The organism is Pseudomonas anuradhapurensis, from assembly GCF_014269225.2.
GTDB lineage: Bacteria > Pseudomonadota > Gammaproteobacteria > Pseudomonadales > Pseudomonadaceae > Aquipseudomonas > Aquipseudomonas anuradhapurensis.
This window is the reverse complement of the sequence record NZ_CP077097.1, coordinates 1136941-1160868: the sequence shown is the minus strand read 5'-3', so window position 1 is coordinate 1160868 and position 23928 is coordinate 1136941. Positions and strand designations below refer to the sequence as shown.

Genomic DNA, 23928 nt, shown 5'->3' with positions numbered 1-23928 from the left:
AGTTTGATGGCAGAAATCCGACAACCATTCCAAACTGATCTGTCGATCATGTTTTTAAGCGCCCGGTGTTTTAAAGGCGCGTTCACATTTCTGCCAATGAATCATCATATTTGCCCACTAAAGTCGCGGTTTCCTCCAACTCAGCCAACATAAGGACACCCTGATGAGTCGAGATACCGGCGACAACCTGGACCGGAACCACAGCGGCAACCTGCCGATGGCCCGCGTCATGGACGCCTACCTGAGCCGCCGCAGCGTGATGCGCGGCAGCCTGGGCGCTGCCATCGCCATGATTGCCGGTACCGGCCTGACAGGCTGCTTCGACAGTGGCGGTTCGGATCATGATGATCCGATCACCGAGCCGGAAGTGCCAAAACTGGCGCTGGGCTTCCAGTCCATCCCCGGCTCGCGCACCGATGCCTGCGTGGTTGCCGCTGGCTACAGCGCCTACGTGCTGGCGCCATGGGGCACGCCGATCAACAGCAACGGCAACCCGTGGAAGGCCGACGGCAGCAATACCTCGACCGACCAGGCCAACGCCATGGGCATGCACCACGACGGCATGCACTTCTTCCCCATCAACGGCAGCTCGGAAGACGGCCTGCTGGCAATCAACTTCGAGTACATCGACACCGCTGCCCTGCACCCGGCCGGCCCGACCACCGATATCGACGGCAAACGCCCGGCCGAGGAAGTACGCAAGGAAATCAACGCCCACGGCGCCGGTGTAGTGCGCTTGCAGAAGGTCAGCGGGCGCTGGCAGGTGGTCGACAACGACCCGCTCAACCGCCGCTTCACCACGGCCTCGCGCATGGAAATCACCGGCCCCCTGCGCGGCACCGATCACGTGAAGACCAAGTATTCGCCGGACGGCACCCACTGCCGCGGCACCAACAACAACTGCGGCAACGGCTACACCCCGTGGGGCACCTACCTGACCTGTGAAGAGAACTGGCCAGGTATTTTCGTCAACAAAGGTACCCGCCCCGAAGACCAGCGCCGTATTGGCGTGAGCACTTCCAGCGGCCAGTACAAATGGGAAACCGCGGCGGGTGACAGCAGCGAGGTAGCCGACGAATTCGCCCGTTTCGACGTCACCGTCAAAGGTGCCAGCGCCACCGACGACTATCGCAACGAAGCCAGCACCTACGGCTACATCGTCGAGATCGACCCGTACAACAGCGCCACCCTGGCCACCAAGCGCACCGCGCTGGGCCGTTTCCGTCACGAGGGCTGCGCCCCGGGCCTGGCGGTCGCCGGCAAGCCGCTGGTGTGGTACATGGGTGACGACTCGAACAACGAGTACCTGTACAAGTGGGTGTCCAACGCCGTGTGGGATGCCGCCGACGCCAACCCGGCCGACCGCCTGGCCACCGGCGCCAAGTACCTCGACCAGGGCAAGCTGTACGTGGCGCGCTTCAATGCCGATGGCAGCGGGGTATGGTTGCTGCTGGACGTCGCCACCACGACCACTGCCGGCAGCACCCTGGGCGCCCTGTATGGCGACCTGCCGGGGATCATCCTCAACACCCGCGGCGCCGCCGATGCCGTAGGCGCCACGCCGATGGATCGCCCGGAATGGACCACGGTCAACCCGCTGAACGGCGACGTGTACCTGACCCTGACCAACAACAGCGCACGCACTCCGGACAAGGTCGATGCTGCCAACCCGCGCGGCCCGAACCGTCACGGCCATATCATTCGCTGGCACGACAGCGACGACCAGCTGAGCTTCACCTGGGACATCTTCGTGTTCGGCGCCAACGCGGCCGGCAGCGCCGACATCAACCGCTCGGGCCTGACCGAACTGAACCAGTTCGCCAGCCCTGACGGCATGAGCTTCGATAGCCGTGGCGTGCTGTGGTTCGAGACCGACAACGGCGAGAGCACGGTGACCGACTACACCAATGACCAGCTGTTGGCAGTGATCCCGACCAACCTGGTCGATGCCAGCGGCAAGCAGGTGCCGGTGAACGCGCAGAACCAGGTGGACCTGCGCCGCTTTTTCGTCGGCCCGAATGGTTGCGAGGTGACCGGCATTACCTTCACCCCCGACAACAAGACGCTGTTCGTCAACATCCAGCACCCGGACAACTGGCCGTATACCGACAAGGCCACCGATGCCACCCCGGCGGGGACCACGGTAAGGCCGCGAGCGGCGACGGTGGTGATCCAGCGTATCGATGGCGGCGAGATCGGCACCGCCTGAAAGAGCGCCGGTCAGTCAGCCTTGTGCTGGCTGTGCCGGCCTCTTCGCGGGTAAACCCGCTCCCACAGGTACTGCACAGGGTTCAAAAACTGTGCGGTCTCTGTGGGAGCGGGTTTACCCGCGAAGAGGCCGGCGAATATTACCAAACAATCGGCTCCCGGCTGCGCACCCGCACCTGCTGCGCAGGCACCCGCGCATGCCATTGCACAACGCCCAGCGCCTCCACCTGGAACTCGCTACGTATCACCCGCCCTTCCTCGGCGAACGACAGCTGCAACAGGAAATACCCGCTGTTCAGCAGCAGCCCTTCGCTCAGCCGCTCGAAGGTTTCATCATCCACCGCCCCCAGTGCCTGGCGCAGCGCCGCCGCATCCGCATACCCAGACGCCGGTCGGCCGCTGATGATGCGGCTGAGCAGCGAACGCGGGTAACGCCCTTCGTACAGCGCCTCCAGCAAAGGCAGATGCGCCAACCCCAGGGCATTGGCATTCAGCCGCCAGCCCGTGGTCTGCGGCAAGGCACACAGCATCGGGTAGCGCCCCTCACGGCTGGCATCCGGCTCCAGCAACAGGTTCAGCTCGCTGGTGTCGAGCATCGGTTGGTTGGCCGCCAACCGCGCGGGCTGCTGGCGCAGGTACTGGCCACTCTCGGCGCCCTGCAGGCGGGCATCGCTATCCGCATCGAGCCAGTCGGCCAAGGCATCGACCAGGCGTTCGGCCGCCATGTCGTCGCCCAGCAGGTAGCGCAACTGGCGTTCGGCGCGCTCACCATCCGCCCCGAGCAGCGCGTTGACATTGAAGCAGCTGTGCTGGTCGCGCACCTGCAGCTGCGCTTGGCCGCCACCAAAGTCATAGTTCAATGGCTGCCCGCGCAAGGCCTGCCAGAACAACGGGCTGAGCCGCCAGGCGGGATCAAGCAGGGCCTGCTCGGCATAGGCCAGGCCGGCCTGTTCCATGGCCCGTGCCTGCACCCGTTGATGCAACAGGCGCACCTCATCCACCTGACGCCGGCCATCTTCCACCAGCCAGGCCATGCCCGCCGCCAGCATCGCCAGCACCACCATCACCATCAGCAGGGCCGCCCCCTGCTGTTGTCTGCCACCCATCCGTGCGCACCTCACCCGCGAATGAAAACGCCAGTCAACACCTCGGGTGTTGCAGCGAGATGGCAGCCACCATCCGTCATGTGCCCGTCATCTACACAAGGCACGATTGCCCTTCCTTTTCATGGCCTTACAGGAGTGGTCGCAATGGGTGGCATTGGAATCTGGCAACTGGTGATCGTACTGCTGATCGTATTCCTGCTGTTTGGTACCAAGCGCCTCAAGGGCCTGGGCAGCGACGTGGGCGAGGCGATCCAGGGCTTTCGCAAGTCCATGGGCGGCGACAATGGCGCCAACGCCGCAGGCCACCCGCAGGTGCAGCAGCAATGCCCGCTGACCGGCCAGGCGGCGCAGCAGCAACAAGCGGAACGCCAGGCCTGATGTTCGAGGTAGGCTTCAGCGAGCTGCTGCTGGTCGGCATCGTCGCATTGTTGGTGCTAGGCCCGGAGCGCCTGCCGCAGGCGGCACGCACGCTCGGGCGTGGCCTGGGCCAGGCGCGCCGGGCGATGCAGGCCTTGCGCACGCAGGTGGAACGGGAGATCGAACTGCCTGGCTTCGACAACGCCCCGTTGCAGCGCCTGGAACAGGAAATTCGCCAAGGCGTGCGCCTGAGTGCAGCCCCCAGCCAAGGCGCGACCACGGTAACGCAGCCCAGGGAGAATGCCTGATGAGCATGGCCACGGAAGCGCTTGCCGGCATGCCGCTGACCGAGCACCTGCGCGACCTGCGCAAACGCCTGGTGCGCTGCCTGGGGCTGGTCGCGCTGCTGTTCGCCGGCCTGTTCCCCTTCGCCCAAACCCTGTACACCCTGGTTTCCGAACCGCTGCGGCGCTTTCTGCCGGAAGGCGCCAGCATGATTGCCACCAGTGTCACCTCGCCGTTTCTGACGCCGTTCAAGCTGACCGCGATGTGCGCGCTGTTCGTTGCCATGCCGCTGCTGCTGCACCAGGCCTGGGGTTTCATGGCGCCCGGGCTGTATCGCCGCGAACGGCGCATTGCCCTGCCGTTGCTGGTGTCGAGTATCGTGCTGTTCTATGCCGGCATGGCCTTCGCGTTCTTCCTGGTGTTCCCGATGATGTTCGGCTTCTTTGCCAGCGTGACGCCCGAAGGCGTAGCGATGATGACCGACATCAGCCAGTACCTGGACTTCATCCTGGCGCTGTTCCTGGCGTTCGGGCTGGCGTTCGAGATCCCGGTGGCGACCTTCATCGTGGTCTGGGTGGGGTTGGCCGATGTGGCCACGTTGCGGCGCAGCAGGCCCTACGTGATCGTCGGCTGCTTTGTGGTGGGGATGATCCTGACGCCGCCGGATGTGTTTTCGCAGACGATGTTGGCGGTGCCGATGTGGCTGCTGTTCGAGGTGGGGTTGCTGGCTTGTGGGTGGCTGAAGCGCCCCGGGCAGGGCAAGGAGATTGTGGCTGGATTGTAGGGCCTCTTCGCGGGTAAACCCGCTCCCACAGGGATCGCACAATTTCCGAGGGTTGTGCGGTCCCTGTGGGAGCGGGTTTACCCGCGAAGAGCCTTGATGCGACCTAGAACTCGGCGAGCCGCCAGACCTCGTAGGCTGGCGTCTCGTACGGGTGGCTCTGCCTGAGCGCAGCGACGACCTGGGCAATCAGCTCGTCGGCCACCACCAGCTCCACCTTCCACTCCTCCACCACCTCGACCTGGCCGGTTTGCCCGAGGTACGGCTGGCTGCCGTCCAACGGGCGGAACTGGCCCTGGCCCAGGGTCTGCCAGGCACAGTGGTCATAGTCGCCGATGCGCCCGCCACCTGCGGCGAACACAGCAGCCTTGACCACTTCGACGTGGCTGGCGGGGACGAAGAAGGCGAGCTTGTACACGCCTTAGTTCACCCACACCCGGGCATTACGGAACATGCGCATCAGCGCGGCATCTTCCTGCCACTCGTCCGGGCGCCAGGAGTTCTGCACGGCGCGGAACACCCGCTCCGGGTGCGGCATCATGATGGTCACGCGGCCGTCGCGGCTGGTCAGGCCGGTGATACCACGCGGCGAGCCGTTCGGGTTGGCCGGATAGGCTTCGGTGACCTTGCCGTGGTTGTCGACGTAGCGCAGGGCCACGCAGCCGGACAGGTCCGCAGCCAGCAGGGCCTCTTCGCTGGCGAATTCGGCATGGCCTTCACCGTGGGCGATGGCGATCGGCATGCGCGAACCGGCCATGCCCTGCAGGAAGATCGAGTTGGACTTCTGCACCTCGACCATGGCCACACGCGCCTCGAACTGCTCCGAGCGGTTGCGCACGAAGTGCGGCCAGTGCTCGGTGCCCGGGATCAGCTCGTGCAGGTTGGACATCATCTGGCAACCGTTGCACACGCCCAGGGCAAAGCTGTCGGTACGCGCGAAGAAGGCCTGGAAGGCATCGCGGGCGCGGCTGTTGAACAGCGCCGACTTGGCCCAGCCTTCACCGGCACCCAGCACGTCGCCGTAAGAGAAGCCGCCGCAGGCGACCAGGCCCTTGAACGCCTCGAAGTCGACCCGGCCAGCGAGGATGTCGCTCATGTGCACGTCGATGGCAGCGAAACCGGCGCGGTCGAAGGCGGCAGCCATCTCGACCTGGCCGTTGACGCCCTGCTCGCGCAGGATCGCCACTTGCGGGCGAATGCCTTTCTTGATGTACGGTGCGGCGATGTCGTCGTTGACGTCGAAGCCCAGCTTGACCGACAGGCCCGGGTTGTCTTCCTCGAGCAGCAGGTCGAATTCCTGGTCGGCGCAGTCGGCGTTGTCGCGCAGGCGCTGGATCTGGTAGCTGGTTTCAGCCCACTGGCGCTGCAGCATGCGGCGGTCGTCGTCGAACAGCACTTCGCCGTTCAGGCTGATGGACACCTCACCGTTGTTGACCGGCTTGCCGATCACGGCAACGCATTCTTCGCCCAGGCCAGCGGCGCTGAACTGTGCCAGCACGTCCGGGGTGGCATCCTGGCGAACCTGGATGACCGCGCCCAGCTCTTCGTTGAAGAGGATGGCCGCCACGTCGGCCTTGCTGTCGGTCAGCGGGTCCAGGTGCAGGTCGAGGCCGCAGTGGCCGGCGAAAGCCATTTCCAGCACGGTGGTGATCAGGCCACCATCGGAACGGTCGTGGTAGGCCAGCAGGTGACCGTCGGCGTTCAGGCCCTGGATCACGGCGAAGAATGCCTTCAGGTCTTCGGCATCGTCGACGTCCGGAGCCTCGGCGCCGAGCTTGCCGTAGGTCTGGGCCAGGATCGAGGCGCCCATGCGGTTCTTGCCGCGGCCCAGGTCGATCAGGATCAGGTCGGTCTCGCCCTTGTCCATGCGCAGTTGCGGGGTCAGGGTGCTGCGGATGTCGACCACCGGGGCGAAGCCGCTGACGATCAGCGACATCGGCGCGGTGACGCTCTTCTCGACACCGTCCTCGCTCCACTTGGTCTTCATCGACATGGAGTCCTTGCCGACCGGAATGGTCAGGCCCAGCTCCGGGCACAGCTCCATGCCGACGGCCTTGACGGTGTCGTACAGGCGGGCATCTTCACCGGGGTGGCCGGCAGCGGACATCCAGTTGGCCGACAGCTTGATGTCGGAAAGTTTCTCGATACGCGCGCCGGCCAGGTTGGTCAGCACCTCGCCGATGGCCATGCGGCCCGACGCCGGGGCGTCCAGCAGGGCCAGCGGGGTACGTTCGCCCATGGCCATGGCTTCACCGGTGTAGACGTCGAAGCTGGTGGCGGTGACGGCGCAGTCGGCCACCGGTACCTGCCACGGGCCGACCATCTGGTCGCGGGCCACCAGGCCGGTGATGGTGCGGTCGCCGATGGTGATCAGGAAGCTCTTGCTGGCCACAGCCGGGTGGCTGAGCACGCGCTGTACGGCTGTGTCCAGGTCCAGCTGGCTCGGGTCGAAATCATCGCCCAGCTCGGCTTCGCGGGTAACCGAACGGTGCATGCGCGGCGGCTTGCCCAGCAGCACGTCCAGCGGCATGTCCACCGGGGTGTTGCCGAAGTGGCTGTCGGTAACGGTCAGGTGCGGTTCTGCAGTGGCTTCGCCGACTACCGCGAACGGGCAGCGCTCGCGCTCGCAGATGGCCTGGAAGCGCTCGAAGTCCTCGGCGCTGACGGCCAGCACGTAACGTTCCTGCGACTCGTTGCTCCAGATTTCGTGCGGGGCCATGCCCGGCTCGTCATTGGGCACGTTGCGCAGTTCGAAGCGGCCGCCACGGCCACCGTCGTTGACCAGCTCGGGGAAGGCGTTGGAGATACCGCCAGCGCCAACGTCATGGATGAAGGCGATCGGGTTCTTGTCGCCCAGCTGCCAGCAACGGTCGATGACCTCCTGGCAGCGGCGTTCCATTTCAGGGTTTTCGCGCTGTACCGAAGCGAAGTCGAGATCGGCCGAGCTGGCACCGGTGGCCACCGACGAAGCGGCACCGCCGCCCAGGCCGATCAGCATGGCCGGGCCACCGAGCACGATCAGCTTGGCGCCGACGGTGATCTCGCCCTTCTGAACGTGGTCTTCACGGATGTTGCCCATGCCGCCGGCGAGCATGATCGGCTTGTGGTAGCCGCGTACTTCTTCACCGCGCGGGGTGTTGATGGCCTGCTCGAAGGTACGGAAGTAGCCGGTCAGGGCCGGGCGACCGAATTCGTTGTTGAACGCGGCGCCACCCAGTGGGCCTTCGACCATGATGTCGAGGGCGTCGACAATGCGGCCGGGCTTGCCGTAGTTCTGCTCCCACGGCTGTTCGAAGCCCGGGATGCGCAGGTTGGACACGGTGAAACCGGTCAGGCCAGCCTTGGGCTTGGCACCACGGCCGGTGGCGCCTTCGTCGCGGATTTCGCCGCCCGAGCCGGTGGACGCACCGGAGAACGGCGCGATGGCGGTCGGGTGGTTGTGGGTTTCCACCTTCATCAGGATGTGCACCGGCTCCTGCACCGCGCCGTACTGGCGGGTTTCAGGGTTCGGGAAGAAGCGGCCGGCCACGTTGCCGACGATCACCGAGGCGTTGTCCTTGTACGCAGACAGCACGCCTTCGCTGTGCATCTGGTAGGTGTTCTTGATCATGCCGAACAGGCTTTTTTCCTGGGCCTGGCCGTCGATGTCCCAACTGGCGTTGAAGATCTTGTGGCGGCAGTGCTCGGAGTTGGCCTGGGCGAACATCATCAGTTCGATGTCGTTCGGGTTGCGCTTGAGGCCCTGGAAGGCGTTGACCAGGTAGTCGATCTCGTCTTCGGCCAGGGCCAAGCCCAGGTCGATGTTGGCCTTGGCCAGGGCGTCACGGCCGCCGGCCAGGATGTCCACCGAGGTCATCGGCTTGGGCTGGGCGTGGCTGAACATGTCAGCGGCCTGCTCCAGCTGGCCGAGCACGCGCTGGGTCATGCGGTCGTGCAGTTCGGCAGCGATCAGCTCGGCATCGGCGGCGCTCAGGTCGCCGGCGACGTAGTAGGCGATACCGCGCTCCAGGCGCTGGATGGCCTGCAGGCCGCAGTTGTGGGCGATGTCGCTGGCCTTGCTGGCCCACGGCGAGATGGTGCCCAGGCGCGGTACGACCAGGAACAGGCGGCCGCTCGGCTCCTGTACCGGCACGCTCGGGCCGTACTTGAGCAGACGGCCCAGCACCTGCTGCTGGTCGGCGGTCAGCTCGCCGTCGACATCGGCGAAGTGGGCGAATTCGGCATACAAACCAGTAACAGCGGGGACTTTCTGGCTCAGTTGCTCGAGTAATTTACCGTGGCGAAAGGCAGAAAGGGCAGGAGCGCCGCGCAGGATCAACATCGTCGGGACAGCCTCAGGAAGGGGTGTGCTTAGAGGCCGTGCATTCTAGCCTAATTCGAAGGGTTTCGGCACCCGCTCTAAGCCACGACTGCCGGGCGGTGGAACCGGACTTCGGGGTCAGATTTCCAGGGGGCCCGGCATGACAGATTCAGCGCCTGTGAGATCGAGCGCCGCACGCGCAGCTCGCGAAGCGCCGCGCGGGCGGCGCTCGATCTCACCGGCACTCCACATCTTCAGGCCGACACCCGCAGCACACAATGCGCTACCAGACAAGCTAACAGTTGTCGAGATATGGTTGGGCCAGTCCTTTGCGTATACTGCAACCTATGTTCGCCCACACTGCTTTGCGCCAGCGTTGCGCCAGATGGCTTTTCGCAACCGGACTCTTTCTGCTGCTCGGTGCCTGCGTTGAAAAACCCAGCACCCTCGAGCGCGTGAAGGAGGATGGCGTGCTGCGCGTGATCACCCGCAACAGCCCGGCCACCTACTTCCAGGACCGCAACGGCGAAACCGGCTTCGAGTACGAGTTGGTCCAGCACTTCGCCGACGATCTCGGCGTGAAGCTGCAGATCGAGACCGCCGACAACCTAGACGAACTGTACGACGCCCTCGGCAAGCCCTCCGGCCCGGTGCTGGCGGCGGCCGGCCTGGTCAGCAGCGAACGGCGCAAGGCCCAGGTCAGGTATTCCCACCCTTACCTGGACGTGACCCCCCAGGTCATCTACCGCAACGGCCGCCCCCGCCCTACCGACGCCAACGGCCTGATCGGCAAGAAGATCATGGTGCTCAAGGGCAGCAGCCATGCCGACCAGCTGGCCGAGCTGAAAAAGCAGTATCCGGCCCTGGAATACGAAGAATCCGACGCCGTCGAGGTGGTCGACCTGCTGCGCATGGTCGACGAAGGGCAGATCGATCTGACCCTGGTCGATTCCAACGAACTGGCGATGAACCAGGTGTACTTCCCCAACGTGCGGGTGGCCTTCGACCTGGGCGACACCCGCGACCAGCGCTGGGCAGTCGCCGCCGGCGAAGACAACAGCCTGCTCAACGAGATCAACGAATTCCTCGACAAGGCGCAGAAGAACGGCACCCTGCAGCGCCTGAAAGACCGCTACTACGGCCATGTCGACGTACTGGGCTATGTCGGCGCCTACACCTTCGCCCAGCACCTGCAGCAGCGCCTGCCCAAGTACGAGAAGCACTTCAAGAGCTACGCCAAGGTCGAGCAGGTTGACTGGCGCCTGCTCGCGGCCATCGGCTACCAGGAGTCGATGTGGCAGCCGGAAGTCACCTCCAAGACCGGCGTACGCGGCCTGATGATGCTGACCCAGCGCACCGCCCAAGCGATGGGCGTGTCCAACCGCCTGGACCCGAAGCAGAGCATCCAGGGCGGCGCCAAGTACTTCATGAAGATCAAGGAAGAACTCGACGACAGCATCCAGGAGCCGGACCGCACCTGGTTCGCCCTGGCCGCCTACAACGTCGGCACCGGCCACCTGGAAGACGCGCGCACCCTGGCCAAGCGCGAGAAGCTCAACCCGAACAAGTGGCTGGACGTGAAGAAGATGCTGCCGCGCCTGTCGCAGAAGCAGTGGTATCGGCAGACCAAGTACGGCTATGCCCGTGGCGGCGAACCGGTGCATTTCGTGGCCAACATCCGCCGTTACTACGACATTCTCACCTGGGTGACCCAGCCGCAGCTCGAAGGCCAGATGGCCGAGGGCAACCTGCATGTGCCGGGGGTGAACAAGGACAAGCCGGCGGAACAGTCGCCACCGATGTAGGCCTGTACTGGTCTTTTCGCGGGCGTGCCCGCCCTCCCACAGGTGCGGCCACTGGCCCCAACGGAGTGGTATTGCTGTAGCGGCCGGTGCAGGTCAGCCCTTGGCCCGGCGCGCCCTGAAGAACTCAGTCAGGATCTGCCCGCACTCCTCGGCCAGCACCCCGCCCTCCACCATCACCCGGTGGTTGAGAAAACCCTGCCCGAAGAACTGCCCCTGGCTCTGCACGATCCCCGCCTTGGGTTCCAGCGCGCCATACACCACCCGCATGACCCGCGAATGCACGATCAGCCCTGCACACATGCTGCAGGGTTCCAGGGTCACGTATAGGGTGCTGCCAGGCAGGCGGTAATTGCTGGCCGACCTGGCCGCCGCCCTGATCGCCACCATCTCGGCATGCGCGCTGGGGTCACTGTCGATGATCGGCCGGTTGAAACCCTGGCCGATCACCTGGCCATGCTGTACCAGTACCGCGCCCACCGGCACTTCGCCCAGGGCCGCGCCCTCGGCGGCCAGGGCCAGGGCCAGGCGCATGAATTCCTGATCGCGGCTGCGGTCGATGATCTGCGGGCGCATCAGACCACCGCGATCGCGGCCATCAGGCCGGTTTCCATGTGGTCGATGACGTGGCAGTGGAACATCCAGGTGCCCGGGTTATCCGCCACCAGCGCCACCTGGGCGCGCTCGTTACGGCCCAGCAGGTAGGTGTCGGTGAACCACGGCTCCTTGATGTCGTGGCGGTTCGAGGCAATCACCTTGAAACTCATGCCATGCAGGTGGATCGGGTGCTGGTACTGGGTCATGTTCTTCAGCTCGAAGATGTAGCTCTTGCCCTTCTTCAACGTGGCGATCGGCCGGTCGGCGCAGGTCTTGTCGGTGATGTCCCAGGCCTGGCCGTTGATCTGCCACATGCTCGAGGGTTTGTCCTGGTCTGTGCTGACAGAAACCTTGGCCGCCCATTCGAAATTGAAGTTGAGCTTTTCGGCGTTCTCCAGATCCGGTTCGGCAATCGGGTTGGGCGGCAGCGCCGGCGGCCAGTCGCTTGGTGCATCGCTGCTGGGCAGCGAACGCAGCGTGCCCAGGCGGACAAAGCCGTCACGCAGGGAGATCTCCTCGCCTGCCTGGGGAATGCGGATGGCCAGGCAGATCCGCATGCCTGGGCCAAGCCAGTAGTCGTCGTCCAGCGGCCGTGGCGTCACCGGGTTGCCGTCCAGGGCATAGATCATTGCCTCACAATTGCCCTTGAGGTTGATGCGGTAGGTCCAGGTGTTGTCCAGGTTCAACAGGCGCACACGCACCACTTGCCCGGCCGGCAGCTCGGTGACCGAATCGGCCTGGCCATTGATGGTGATCAACCGCCCGGCGGTGCCGTTGCGCGCGGCCTCGCGGGGGATGCTGAACGGCAGCCAGGCGCCCTGCTCGTCCACGTGCCAGTTCTTCAGGCTCAGGGTACGTTCATGGCGGAACCCGGTGGGTTCGCGCTCCTCGACGATCAGCGGGCCGACCAGGCCGCGACCCAGCTCCTCGGAGCTGCTGACATGCGGGTGGTACCAGTAGCTGCCGGCATCCGGCACGCGGAACTTGTAGTCGAAGTACTCGCCCGGCTTGACCGGCAGCTGCGACACATAAGGCACGCCGTCCATTTCCAGCGGCAGGCGAATGCCGTGCCAATGGATGGTGGTTTCCACCGGCAGGTGGTTGATGAAGCGCACCCGCAGCCAGGTACCCTGGCGCACCCGCAGCTCGGTGCCCGGGGCCGAGGGGCCAAACGCCCAGGCCTCGGTCTTGAACCCCGGTACCAGCTCGACATCCAGCGGCGCGGCGATCAATTCGTAATCATGCCCGGCATTGTCGTCCTCGACCCGGCCCAGCCAGTAACGCGCCGCGCCACCGGCGCCCAGGCCAACCACAACCAGGCCGGTCAGGCCTTTGAGCATTTGTCGACGGGTGAAGGACATCGGTGCGGGTACCTCATGTTCTGCGCAATCAAGCTGCCAGCATGGCTGGCGATGAAGGGCGAATACGATACACCTGCAAATGGGAAAGATTAAGTGAAGTCTCTGGCAACCCCGCCCGCAGCCTTGCCATCGGCACTGCCATCGGCACTGCCATCGGGGGCCAGGCAAAGCTCGTTGAACCACCGCTGGTCATCGCTGGACGGCGCGCGCAAGGCCGCCTGCAGCAATTGCGGGTCGAGCAGGACGTTCAGGTTCTGCAAGCGCGTGGCGGTGTCGGGGTGGGTATCGAACGGATGGGTAATGGTCAGCGCCAGCGCCTCTTCACCCAGTTGCAACGGGGCGCGTTGCAAGTGCAACGCCAACGCCTGCGGCAGGCCTTCGCCACCGCGAGCATGCAGTAACCCATCGATCACCCGGCCCAGGGCAATCGCCCGCAGCAACGCCTGGATGAACAGCTTCGGCCCACCGACCTCGGCACCCGCCCGGTCGGCCAGCAATTCCTGCGCCCGCCCCCAATGGTGCACCGCAACCTGGAAGTGATGCAGGAACTGCCCGGCCATCCACAGGATCGGGCGCACCGCCCAAGGCGGGGCGCTGTCGGCGCCGAGCATGGCCTGATAGTGCGCATACATCAGGCTGAAACGCGCGCAGATCTCACTCCCTCGCTCAGTGTCACGGCGGCGGAAATGGCCCAGCTCATGGCCGATCAGCGCAGCCGCCTCCGCCTGGCTCATGGCCGTCAGGCAAGGCAGCGGCAGATACAGGGTCCGCCCGCTGAGCTGGCTGCCGCTGGGCTGCAGCACGACAGGCACGCTGGTGACGAAAAAGCCTTGATCAAGCCCGACCACGATATGGTCGGGCACAGGCGCATGCAGTTGCGCAGCCAGGCCCTCGACCCAGCGCCACAGCGCTGGCGCCGCCTGCCTGTGGAGTGGCCGGCCAAGAAAGCTCGCACTCGGCGCGCCCATGCCCGGCCACTGTTGGCGCAAGCGCCAGAGGGTGCGCATGCAGACGAAGAGCACAGACGTCAGCGGCAGCACCACGATCAGAACGGTCAGGCCGCCCTGCGCGGCTTGGCTCAGCCCGAGGCTGGTCTCATAGAGCAATGACAGGCTCAGCGAGCCGGCGAGCAGGACCAGGTAGGCACTCAGCCAGCGGCCCAGCACCAGCCAGTTGGCGGTCATGTGGCCGTGCAGGTACTGCGCTGAGCGTAGCGCTCGCCAGGCGTCGATCCTCAGCCTGAGCCAGGCGCCGATACCGGTGAACAAAGCCCCCAGTGCCAACCAGCCGCTGAGGCTGGCCATCCATTTACGCACGCCCAGCCAGTGACGGTCGGCGTCGAGCACGGCTAACTGCGCCTGCAGCGCTTCGCGCCTGTCGAGGCGCCCGTTGAGCTGCTTGCGCGCGGCCCAAGGCAGGCTTTGCAGCAAGGCATCGCTGGGTGCAGCCAGCCATTGGCGGATGATCCGTGCCTGCTCCTGCGCCGTGTCGGCGCGCCAATGTTGCAGCTGCCCCCAGCCGAACAGCGCCAGTGGCAGCAACAGCAGGGCCAGGCCCCAACCCAGGCGCCTCATCGCCAGCACACGCCGCTAGTCCCGACCCGGCTCATCTGGCCGTTTCGCCCAGGCGCGCCACGCCCGGAAACAGCTGCGCCAAGCTCCGCCTGGCCTGGGCCGCCTGCACATAGGCATAAAGCAGATCCACCAGTTCCTGCAGGCTCAGGCGGCGCCCGCCCACCACGGGCGTGCACAACCACAGCCTGACCCGCAAGCCGCCCGCGATGGCCACCGCGTCAGGCGAGGCCAATGCCTTGAAACAGGCCGGCGCCAGGGCGGGCGCGTGGCTGAACGCCGACACGGTAAAGATCAGCCGGGTGGTGAAATAACCCTGCTCGACCTCGAAGCCGTCAAAGTCATGCAGGGGTGTCGGTGCCTGTGCGTTGGCAAAGCACAGCGTATCGGGCGTCACGCTCAGCACCCGCTTGCCGTGCCGGCGGTAGAGCACGGCGGCGCAGGCCAGCGCCGCCACCCCGGCACCGACCAAGGCGAGGCCGAAACCAGCCAGCAGCCAGATGGCACCGCGGCTGGCATTGGCACTGAACTGCACCGCCAGGGCGACCAGCCAGGCCCCCAGTCCGCCGAGCAACAGGCCAATCACGGCGCAGGCCAGCGCCTTGCCGAGCGAGTGTTCCAGCAGTTCGAAGCTGTCGGTGGGGCCGTCGGCCTGCGCCTGCAGGTACGTCAGGTGAGCTTCGCGTTCGTCGTTATCCATCAGCCTGCAGCAGCTCCAGTTGCCGTTGTGCATGTGCCGCATCGCGATAGGCCGCCAGCACCGCAAGCACTTCCTCGTTGTCCAGCTTGCGCCCGTTGCTGGCCAGGCCTGCGGACATGATGCGGATCTGCGGGCGCGGTTTTTTCAGCACCATGGCCTGGTTGCCGAAGAACTGCAGTTTCACCACATGATGCTTCGGCAGGGCGGCTTCGCTGCTCATCTCCAGCGTCTGCACCGTGACCAGCCCTTCATCCTTGACCGAAACATCTTCCACTTCCGCCAGGTCTACCGGCGCATCCAGCGTATCGACGAACAACTGCCGGCGGGTCAGGCGCATGAATACCTGGGTGCCGGCATTGCGGTGTTGCCAGGTTACCGCTGCAGCAATCAGGGTGATGAAGACCCCCGCTGCCACCGCCCCCAAGCGCTCTGGGTTGAAGGTGACGGCCGTGATAATCAGGGCCCCCAGCAACAGTATCGGCCCCCACACCCGGTAACGTCGGGAGTTGGTGAACTCGCTCTGCTCGGGCACGCGCTCGATCACTTGCTTGAGCTCGGCGATCACCCGGTCGCGCTGGGCGGCACGGCTATGCTCGTAGTCCTGGCCGAGCGAACCGGACAGGTCAGACATCGGGTCGGTGAATTCGCCCATGGTCATTGCCCCTCCTGGTTCTGTGCCGCCAGGTAATCGGTAAGGAATGCCTGCGCATTACCCTGCTGCGACAGCTCTTGCGAATAGCCGACTTGCAGCGCTTGCGCCTCGCCCGGCAGGTAGAGTTCGCCACCCCAGCTGCCCTGGACGATCAGCACGACGAATTTCTTGCCATCCACGGTGGTGGAATAACGGGTATCCCGGCTGGTCTTCTCCACCTGCATTTTCTGAATGCGCATGTTCCAGTCGTGGTCGACGCCTTCAACCTGTACCAGCGCCTCGTTGGCGGCGCGTTCACCAATGCGCAGCGTCCATACCTTGGCCCCTTGCGTGCTCGTGTAAGCCACTACCTGGTCGGCCACTTGCGGCCGTTGTTCAGCGTGAGCCTGGCCCAGCCACAGGGTGAGCGAAGCCACCAGCAGGGCTGCGAATTTGCGATAAGCGAGCATGTCTTTTCATCCTGAATTGGAACAAACGCACATTGAAATAAGCCTTGTCCGCGCTGCCAACCCCGCTGACCGGTTCGCACAACAGACAACGCCTTGCGCACAATGGCTGTCGCTGAATATGTGCACGCGTTACCATTTGCGGCCATGCCGCCCTCAGCCAAGGATGCGAAGCGCACATGCGATCGAACAGCCCTTACCTCGACACCGCCTTTTCCTTCGACAGCCCCGGCTCACTTGCCGAGGCCGGGGTGCTGGATGCACGCAGCGCGCGGGTGATGGGCAGCGCGACCGGCCATTATCAGGCGCAGACGGTGCATGGCGGGTTGCAGTACTTCGACTGCAACCTGCAGTTCCCCGAACCGCTGAGGATCGACAAGGTGCTGCCACAAAGCCTGTGTTTCGTGCAGGTTTTCGACGGCGCGTGGCAGCACAAGATCGACGGCCAGCTCAACAGCTATGCCCCTGGCCGGTTGCACATGCTGGGCCTGGGTGAAAGCCTGGAAGCGCAGGACCAGTTACCCGCCAACAGCCACGCCCGCATGGCCGGGGTCCGTCTTGCTGGTGATTACCTGGTCGAACTGGTCCGCGACGACCTGCAGCTCAAGCCATTGCTGGCGCTGTCCGCGGATGGCATGCGTTTCGACCAGTTGCCGCAGTGGCCAACGGTCAGTCGCCTGTTCCAGCAGCTGTATCTGTCGCCCTACACCGGCGGGCTCCGGCGCCTGCATTGCGAAAGCTTGAGCCTGGCCATCGTGCTGGAGCTGGCCAACCAGCTCATCGGCCACCGGTTCAGCGGAAAAACCCGGGACCGGGGTTGGCGCGACCTGGCCATCGAAGCGCGCCGCCAGCTCGATGCCAACCTGAGCGCCGCACCGACGGCTGCAACCCTGGCCCGCCAGCTGGGCGTGAGCGAGACCACCTTGCGCCGCGCATTCAGCCAGGAATTTGGCCGCTCGATCCTGCAATACGTGCGGCAACAGCGCCTGGAACTGGCCCGTGCCCTGCTGCTGGAACGTCGCTGGCAGGTTTCGCAAATTGCCTATCACGTCGGCTACGCCAACCCGGCTAACTTCTGCCATGCCTACAAGGCGTATTTCGGGCATCCGCCCGGGGCCGAGTAGGTTTGCCGGATAAAACAAAACGGGCCTGCAATGCAGGCCCGTTTCGTTCAACCGCGAGGCGGGATCATTCCCACTCTATTATCAATTGCGCCATTCAGGCCTTATAAATCAGCCCGCTCAGGCCGAACCTAAAAGTAAGACCATGAAAAATACCATTCGGGGCCAAAAAGCCGGCCAAGACACGGGGTTCGGGCTACCCGCAGCAAAGGCAGCCGATAGCTGCCGCTCCAGGATTGCCAACTCATCCGTATCACCATCACGGACAACCTCGGCCAGCAACTCCATCGCGTATGACGGATCAGCCTGGAAAACCTCTACCATCGCCTCATCCTTACTGCGGTCTCTCATCACTACCTCCGGTTGCCCAACCCCTTACTGATCAATTTAGCTGAGCAAGACGCGCAGTCCGTGGATCGTAGGTTACCTCGGTGATAGAGCCATCCCGAATTCGCTCCACTGCCTCATCAATCACATGGAGCGGCACCAGGAACCATTCTCTAGGCTTTACCGGATTACCAAAGCGGTCAGCAATCGTTAGATCGACTTGGGCAGAGCTGAACAGCCGGTGGAACAGATTTTCCATCCGAGTGCGATTGATGTTGTGCAGCTTGTAGGTAGCCACAACCTCAACGTCTGCCAGCAGATAGGTGGCGTCCTTGTCAGCCCCGGCGATGCGTGTCTCCACCTTGCCGCCGGTGACCCCGATCTTGTGGATCAGCTCCCGATGCTCGGCTACGAAGGGATGCGTTGAGTGGCTGCGCAGCACGTAAATGGTGCCACTCTCGATGTCGTCAGACTCCAGTGTCTCACCAAACAACGGGCCAGCATCTGCATCGGTAATACGACGGCCGGCATCGTCCTTATAGAGCGCACGCTGCAAGGATCTTCGCAGTAGGTTGCTCTCGGTTCCGTTGGAGTAAATCACCCTAAGCCGGGCATCGCTTTCACCATTCGGTGCCTTAATGGTCTCACCAATCTCAGCGACATAAACCGTCTGCCCACCAAGAATGAAGAACTGACCTTCCTCGATGCTCGCATCACGGATGAAGGTGCGGGTAACTCGAATGCCCAATTGCAGCTCGCGCTGCACTTGCTCAAACAACGGCTGGAACCGCTCAAAGTCTTCACAACGCTCGCGTTGCGCAATCTCCTCGGCCTCACGCTTTTCGGCATTGCTGCGAACATGACGGAGGTTCTGAATGTCCGAACCATCGTCATCGCCTGCCAGTTCCGCCAATAGCTCATCGTCCGTCATGGTGTAGACGCCTTGCGGCTCCCGCAGCTCAAGCCCATTGAATAGGCCCTGATGATCGAGTGGTATTAGCAGGGTGCGGCACTCTTCCTGCTCGCGCAGACGATCCAAGCGCACGGCATACAGGCGCTCGAAGATGTCTTTATCGTCGCCGTGGCACGGCGGGTGGCCGTGCCCCTCAACAAAGCGTTGAATATCCTCGAAGCCGGCAACGATGCGCTCCTCGCGAGGAGTACGCCCAGCCTTCTTGTCTGAAGTGGCGAAATCGGAAAGCTCCGCTTCCAGCTCATCCAGATCAAATTCGTTAGCCATAACGGCCCTCTTTCTTGAAACGCATAAAGGCTGCAGCACCTTCCGCCATACTCCGCTCCCAAGGGTCTTGAGCAGTCAGGGAAGGCACCCGGCCATGATCTTTCTTGAATTTTACAGCCCGCACAGCGAGATCTTTGGCCTCTTCAGGCGTCAGGCGGGTGCGTTTGGCGCCAATCACTGCCGCAACCTGCTTGAGGCTCCCCTCGCTCATGGTCTTGGCCAGAATGGCGTATGCCTCGCTGAACGGGTTGATCCTGTCGATCAAGTCGATATCCAGTTCGCGCACATCCATCGCAAACTTGCGCACGCCATCAATCAGAGCTGTGCTGGGGGCTCCATTCGTCCCGGCGAGCGCACCTTGCAGGTCATCACCCAGCACTAGCTGTTTGGCTTGCTGAGTCAAATTCAGTGCCGCAATGGCGTGTTGACGAACGGCTTCCTGATCCTCGGCGTCCAGCTCGGGATACTTGTCGCGGATGATCTTGCCCATGCGCAGTTGGGTGAGCTCTTCGGGAACCAGCTCCTCATCGAACAGACCGCGCTCGATGTTGATCTTGTCCTGTACGAAGCTGGCAATGACCTCGTTTAGGTCTTCCTGGCAGATACGGTTGGCTTCAGGGCTCTTGGGCTCGGTTAGCCCTTTTATCTCGATCTGCAGATGACCGGTTTCGTGGTTGAAGCCTACGTTGCACTTATCGGGTTGATAACCCGAATACCCGTAGTCAAAGCCTTCCTGCGGTCCACTGGTGGGAGTTTTCGGCTTGAACTCGAAGCGCGGTGCCAGCACCTGCTCCATCAGTAGGCTGGCGGCAATCGCCTTGAGCGTATCGTTTACGGCCTCGGCCACCACCTTCTCACTGGCATCCGGCTCGGCGATGAGGTTGGTGAAGCGTGCCCGTGCCTTGCCAGGTGCATCGCGTGTCGCCCGCCCGATGATCTGCACGATTTCGGTAAGGCTGGAGCGGTAGCCGACTGTGAGGGCGTGCTCACACCAGATCCAGTCAAAGCCTTCTTTGGCCATGCCCAACGCAATGATGATGTCGACATGATCGCGGTTGTTCTTCTGAGCCGGATCCTTCAAGGCAGCCGAGACTTTATCACGTTTGGCCGGGTCGTCATCCACTAGGTCGGCAATACGCAGCACGCGCCCATTGGCGTTTTTCACCAGCTGGAAGCCCGTTACCGGATCGGTGCCTTGCCACTCGCCCAGCTCCTCGATGATGTGCTCAACCTCGCGGATCTTGTCCTTGGTGCTCTCACGGGAGTTCACGTTGGGTATGTGGAGGATAGTCTTTTCGTTCGGGTCGAGCACCTTGAGGATGTCGTCGGAGTAAGCCCCAGAGTAGAAGTAGTAACCAATGTCCAGCTTCTTCAGGTGCTCGTAGCCGTTGAGCTGCTCATAGTAGGTGTATGTCACAGTATCGAAGCGGGCTTCGTCAGCGGGTGACAGCACAGCTTCGGCATCGCCCCGGAAATAAGAGCCGGTCATCGCCACGATATGTACCTTGTCGCGAGCGATCAGTTCGCCCAGATACGTGCCCAACCTGTTCTCCGGGTTGGCAGAAACATGGTGGAACTCGTCCACGGCGATCAAGCGGTCATCGAACGCCGCCACCCCGAATTTTTCCACTGCAAAACGGAAGGTGGCGTGGGTACAAACCAGCACCTGGTCACTGCTTTCCAGGAACGCGCCTACCGCATTTACCTTACCGCCATCGTCGGTGCCTGGGGCATCACACAGATTCCATCGTGGCTCCACATGCCAGTCGGCCCAGAAACCATGGCGGCTGAGTGGTTCATCGTGAAAGCTCGAACCAATGGACTTTTCCGGCACCACAATGATGGCCTGCTTGATGTGCTGGTGCGCCAGCTTGTCCAGAGCAATGAACATCAATGCCCGGCTTTTACCGGATGCAGGCGGCGACTTGATCAGCAGGTACTGCTCACCACGTCGCTCGAAGACGCGCTCCTGCATAGGACGCATGCCAAGCTCGTTGGCTTTGGTAGAACATCCGTTTTGGGCATAGGAGACGGAAACGGAAGGAACGGTTTGGGTCATGGCTACGCTTCCATTCAGGGCTTCATGCCCGCGTGTTCAATAGGGATAAGGTCATACATCACTTGGCCTTCCGCGGCTTCTGGTTAGCCGTCATTTTGGTATACAGCTCGAACAGTTTTTCCAGACGCTCGGTGTCATTCTTGAAGCGGCGACCGATATAGATGCGCTCCAGCACTTCGTCGTTGCGCTCATGGGCTGCACGCAGATTGTCCGGCATGGACTCTGGGTCGTAGAGATCAGCAATGGTGGCCGGAAAATGAGCTTCGCGAGCCAGAAGGATGTCTTCGGCACAACGGGTGAGATCGGTTTTGTTCTTCTCGGTCAGAGGAGGTACAGGGAAGGTATTCCAGCCCAAAGTGTTGGAATAACGGAAGTCGGTTTTGAGCTTGCCGCAAACTGTGGCAATCCAAACCAGATGCAGGCGTGAAGCGATCAGGGCCAAGTTCCAGAGGGGGGCGTCATACAGAGCGAAGGCAAGGTTTGTAACAACGGATTGGTTATCGATAAGACCTACAGGCAAGTACTCACGCCCCTCCGAAGAAACACCGGGGAGAATCAGCGTATGTTTCTTGGCGCAATACATCTCGCGAAACTGATGCGCGCGCGATGCCATTTCCTTTGTGCCCGCGTCTTTGCTCTTTAACCGCATCTGTCGGACGCCATCAACTCGAGAGCGAATTGAATCTATCGACAGTGCGCGTGACAGATTTTCGTCAGTAATCCACAGGCACTTCCGGACAACCCCGCGAATGAACTCTGCAGAACCGTAGATTCGTCGAATGAAAACATCTTCTTCTTGCTTACGCAGACAAAGTGAAGCCAAATCACTTGCCGAAAAAAGAAGGTTCCCGCCATCTACAGGCATATTTCCGAACGACATGGACGGCAGCCCGGAAACGCTCTCACGCCGACCTTCGACCACTAGACTCTCACCAACGGTGAGGTATGGGGTAATGTTCTCTGCTTCTCTATAAGAGGTTTCGCCATCCCGCCCAAGGTCATAGAGAAGCCGTTTTTTTCTTGCATCTGTTGTCAAGCCAACAATGGCGACCATAACACCAGCATTGTGGCTGGCCAGATTCGCCCACTTGAAGGATGTGTGAGCAAATCGAATGATAGAGCCCAAGCTAAAAAGCGCTGGCCATAGAATAGGAACGATACGGCCTTGACATACGGAGTTGGTGCTAACAAATGCCGACTCTGCATGTGTCTTTTGCGCAAAAGCCGCAGCCTTCATAAACCAGCCACCGACATAGTCGATCTGCTTGGGTGATATTCCGTATGGGTCGAAGACAGCAGCTAAGTCCGCCTTTTGCTCGCTAGTCTGCGTCTGGCTGCCTTTATAGGGCGGATTTCCGCAGATATACGTCTCTCCGCCCTCATTTTCAAAATCAATCTGCGCTTGCATAAGCGGAGTTTCAAATAGGTCGTCAGCAGCAAGCTTTACGCTGGTGCCAGTGGGCGGGCAGATACCTAACCAGTCTAGTCGCAAGGCATTTCCGCAAGTAATCCAGTTCTGGTTGCTTAGAGGCAAAAATTCCAGAAGAGCCTCCTTTTGACCCCGATACAGCACGTCGCATTGATACTCGGCAATGATCAATGCCAAGCGAGCAACTTCGGCAGAAAAATCCCGCAGCTCGATGCCCCGAAAATTGGTTAGGGGAATATCACTTTTGCGTCCCGTTTCACCGCGGCGTTCATTGATGGTGTTTTCAATCTCACGCAACTGCTTGTAGGCAATAACCAGAAAATTTCCGGAGCCGCAGGCCGGGTCAAATACACGAATGCGTGCCAGGCGCTTGCGTAGATTGATCAACATGCGCGGGTTGTCGCTGGCCTCTTCAAGCTTGGCGCGCAGCTCATCGAGAAACAGCGGGTTCAGTACCTTGAGAATATTGGGCACGCTGGTGTAGTGCATGCCCAGGGCACCGCGCTCCTCATCGTCCGCCACGGCTTGGATCATGGAGCCGAAGATATCAGGGTTGATCTGCTTCCAATCCAGTGCGCCGATATGTAGCAGGTAACTACGGGCAATCCGTGAAAAACGCGGCACGTCCGGCTCGCCAGAGAACAGACCGCCGTTGACGTAGGGGAAACCATCCGCCCAGCGCGGTAGGTTAGCCGAGGCACGCTGCGCAATCGGCGTGTTCATGGCGCGGAAGATCTCGCCCATCACTTCATGCAGATTGCTCGCATCACGGTCGCTCATCTGCGTAAGGGTGTCAGTGAACAGGCCAGTGCCGTTGAAAATGTCGGTGTCTTCAGCGAAGAAGCAGAAGATCAGTCGCGCCATGAAGTGGTTCATTTCATGACGGCGGTCGGCGGTGCCCCAAATCGGGTTGTCCTTGAGCAGCTCCACATAGAGCCGGTTCAGGCGGCTGGTGGCCCGAATGTCAAAAGAGTTTTCGCGGATCTGCTTGACCGTGGAAATGCCTGCCAATGGCAGGAAAAAGCCAAAGTGGTCGGGGAACTGTGGATAGTCACAGGCAACCGTCTCACCGCTTTCCAGCTCTTCGGCCTCCAGCGTTTCACCATCGGTGGCGAGTACGTACTTGGCCTTGGCGCGCGCAGTAGCAGGGCTAGCTTTGAGCGCCGCCAGCGTCTCAGTGACCTTGCCGGGCTCACACACCGCCAGATGGATATTACTGGTTTGCAACACGCCGCCCAGATCGGACTTGTTGGTTGCTCCCGAACGCAGGCGCTTGAGGGTGGTTTCCTTGTTACCGAAGGCCTGCAGGAAGGCATAAGGGAACTCGACACGATCAAAGGGCTGGCTGGCTAGGTCGGTGATGGCTTGTTCGATTTCTACGGCGTTCATGTGGTGCTGTTCCGGTCACTGCTGCCAAGTCCGCAACGACGGGCATTACCCGCCGTCAATACAAATGGATGGATGATACGGCAAAGAGTGTGCAAGGGACGAACTCCCAATGCCCGGTTTTACGCAAATGGCGCCACCATCCCAATCAAGCGGCCCCACACAGCTCGGATAGGCGCGACCCACTGCCTTTCAGCAGA

The 23928-nt window shown here is 62.4% G+C and carries 19 protein-coding genes; 6 read left to right on the top strand and 13 right to left on the bottom strand.

The window, feature by feature from the left end; translation table 11 throughout:
• Positions 1-163 precede the first annotated feature (163 nt).
• Positions 164-2209, top strand: a complete 2046-nt coding sequence (locus HU763_RS05335) for a PhoX family protein (RefSeq protein ID WP_186686072.1) — start codon at positions 164-166, stop codon at positions 2207-2209.
• Between the two features lie 139 nt (positions 2210-2348).
• Here HU763_RS05335 and gspK read toward each other — a convergent pair whose 3' ends face one another.
• Complete coding sequence (gspK, locus tag HU763_RS05330; RefSeq protein ID WP_186686074.1) at positions 2349-3314, bottom strand: type II secretion system minor pseudopilin GspK; 966 nt, start codon at positions 3312-3314, stop codon at positions 2349-2351.
• Positions 3315-3458: 144 nt separating this feature from the next.
• Between gspK and tatA the strand changes: the two genes are divergently transcribed.
• The 3 genes from tatA to tatC are packed head-to-tail and all read left to right on the top strand — an operon-like array spanning position 3459 to position 4740.
• On the top strand, positions 3459-3692 hold the full coding sequence (gene tatA / locus HU763_RS24985) for a twin-arginine translocase TatA/TatE family subunit (protein WP_170028483.1): 234 nt from the start codon (positions 3459-3461) through the stop codon (positions 3690-3692).
• Positions 3692-3979, top strand: a complete 288-nt coding sequence (gene tatB, locus HU763_RS05320; RefSeq protein WP_186686077.1) for a Sec-independent protein translocase protein TatB — start codon at positions 3692-3694, stop codon at positions 3977-3979. The genes tatA and tatB overlap by 1 nt, the downstream gene beginning before the upstream one ends.
• Entirely contained in the window at positions 3979-4740 is a 762-nt protein-coding gene (gene tatC, locus HU763_RS05315) for a twin-arginine translocase subunit TatC (protein ID WP_186686080.1), read from the top strand. Before tatB ends, tatC begins: the two co-directional genes overlap by 1 nt.
• 103 nt (positions 4741-4843) lie before the next feature.
• Here tatC and HU763_RS05310 read toward each other — a convergent pair whose 3' ends face one another.
• Positions 4844-5155, bottom strand: a complete 312-nt coding sequence (locus HU763_RS05310) for a YqfO family protein (RefSeq protein WP_170028480.1) — start codon at positions 5153-5155, stop codon at positions 4844-4846.
• 3 nt (positions 5156-5158) lie between these two features.
• Entirely contained in the window at positions 5159-9058 is a 3900-nt protein-coding gene (purL, locus tag HU763_RS05305) for a phosphoribosylformylglycinamidine synthase (RefSeq protein WP_186686083.1), read from the bottom strand.
• 326 nt (positions 9059-9384) lie between these two features.
• Here purL and mltF point away from each other — a divergent pair, with 326 nt between their 5' ends.
• Positions 9385-10842, top strand: coding sequence for a membrane-bound lytic murein transglycosylase MltF (gene mltF / locus HU763_RS05300; protein WP_170028478.1), 1458 nt, complete (start codon positions 9385-9387; stop codon positions 10840-10842).
• Between the two features lie 93 nt (positions 10843-10935).
• On the opposite strand, the gene tadA is transcribed toward mltF, so the two are convergent.
• The 6 genes from tadA to HU763_RS05270 form a co-directional block, all read right to left on the bottom strand.
• Positions 10936-11415, bottom strand: coding sequence for a tRNA adenosine(34) deaminase TadA (gene tadA / locus HU763_RS05295; protein WP_170028477.1), 480 nt, complete (start codon positions 11413-11415; stop codon positions 10936-10938).
• A complete protein-coding gene (locus HU763_RS05290; RefSeq protein ID WP_186686085.1) occupies positions 11415-12797 on the bottom strand; it encodes a multicopper oxidase family protein in 1383 nt (460 codons plus the stop codon). Before HU763_RS05290 ends, tadA begins: the two co-directional genes overlap by 1 nt.
• Before the next feature lie 89 nt (positions 12798-12886).
• Positions 12887-14371 (bottom strand): M48 family metallopeptidase, encoded by a 1485-nt coding sequence (locus HU763_RS05285; RefSeq protein WP_186686412.1) that lies wholly within the window; start codon positions 14369-14371, stop codon positions 12887-12889.
• Positions 14372-14402: 31 nt separating this feature from the next.
• Complete coding sequence (locus HU763_RS05280) at positions 14403-15068, bottom strand: hypothetical protein (RefSeq protein ID WP_186686087.1); 666 nt, start codon at positions 15066-15068, stop codon at positions 14403-14405.
• Positions 15061-15726: a hypothetical protein gene (locus tag HU763_RS05275; RefSeq protein WP_325166789.1), complete on the bottom strand. Its 666-nt coding sequence runs from the start codon at positions 15724-15726 to the stop codon at positions 15061-15063. Before HU763_RS05275 ends, HU763_RS05280 begins: the two co-directional genes overlap by 8 nt.
• Positions 15723-16169, bottom strand: coding sequence for a hypothetical protein (locus HU763_RS05270; RefSeq protein WP_186686089.1), 447 nt, complete (start codon positions 16167-16169; stop codon positions 15723-15725). The genes HU763_RS05275 and HU763_RS05270 overlap by 4 nt, the downstream gene beginning before the upstream one ends.
• Before the next feature lie 176 nt (positions 16170-16345).
• On the opposite strand from HU763_RS05270, the gene HU763_RS05265 reads away from it, so the two are divergent.
• Positions 16346-17290, top strand: coding sequence for a helix-turn-helix transcriptional regulator (locus HU763_RS05265; RefSeq protein ID WP_186686091.1), 945 nt, complete (start codon positions 16346-16348; stop codon positions 17288-17290).
• 117 nt (positions 17291-17407) lie between these two features.
• Here the strand turns inward: HU763_RS05265 and HU763_RS05260 are convergent, their stop codons facing one another.
• Genes HU763_RS05260 through HU763_RS05245 form a run of 4 tightly spaced genes read right to left on the bottom strand, consistent with a single transcriptional unit; the run spans position 17408 to position 23731 of the window.
• Positions 17408-17638: a hypothetical protein gene (locus tag HU763_RS05260; RefSeq protein WP_186686435.1), complete on the bottom strand. Its 231-nt coding sequence runs from the start codon at positions 17636-17638 to the stop codon at positions 17408-17410.
• 31 nt (positions 17639-17669) lie between these two features.
• A complete protein-coding gene (locus tag HU763_RS05255) occupies positions 17670-18854 on the bottom strand; it encodes a GIY-YIG nuclease family protein (protein ID WP_186686093.1) in 1185 nt (394 codons plus the stop codon).
• Positions 18847-20913 carry a DEAD/DEAH box helicase gene (locus tag HU763_RS05250; protein WP_186686095.1) on the bottom strand — a complete coding sequence of 689 codons (2067 nt, stop codon included), beginning with the start codon at positions 20911-20913 and terminating at the stop codon, positions 18847-18849. Before HU763_RS05250 ends, HU763_RS05255 begins: the two co-directional genes overlap by 8 nt.
• 58 nt (positions 20914-20971) lie before the next feature.
• Positions 20972-23731, bottom strand: a complete 2760-nt coding sequence (locus HU763_RS05245; protein ID WP_186686098.1) for a class I SAM-dependent DNA methyltransferase — start codon at positions 23729-23731, stop codon at positions 20972-20974.
• Positions 23732-23928 lie beyond the last annotated feature (197 nt).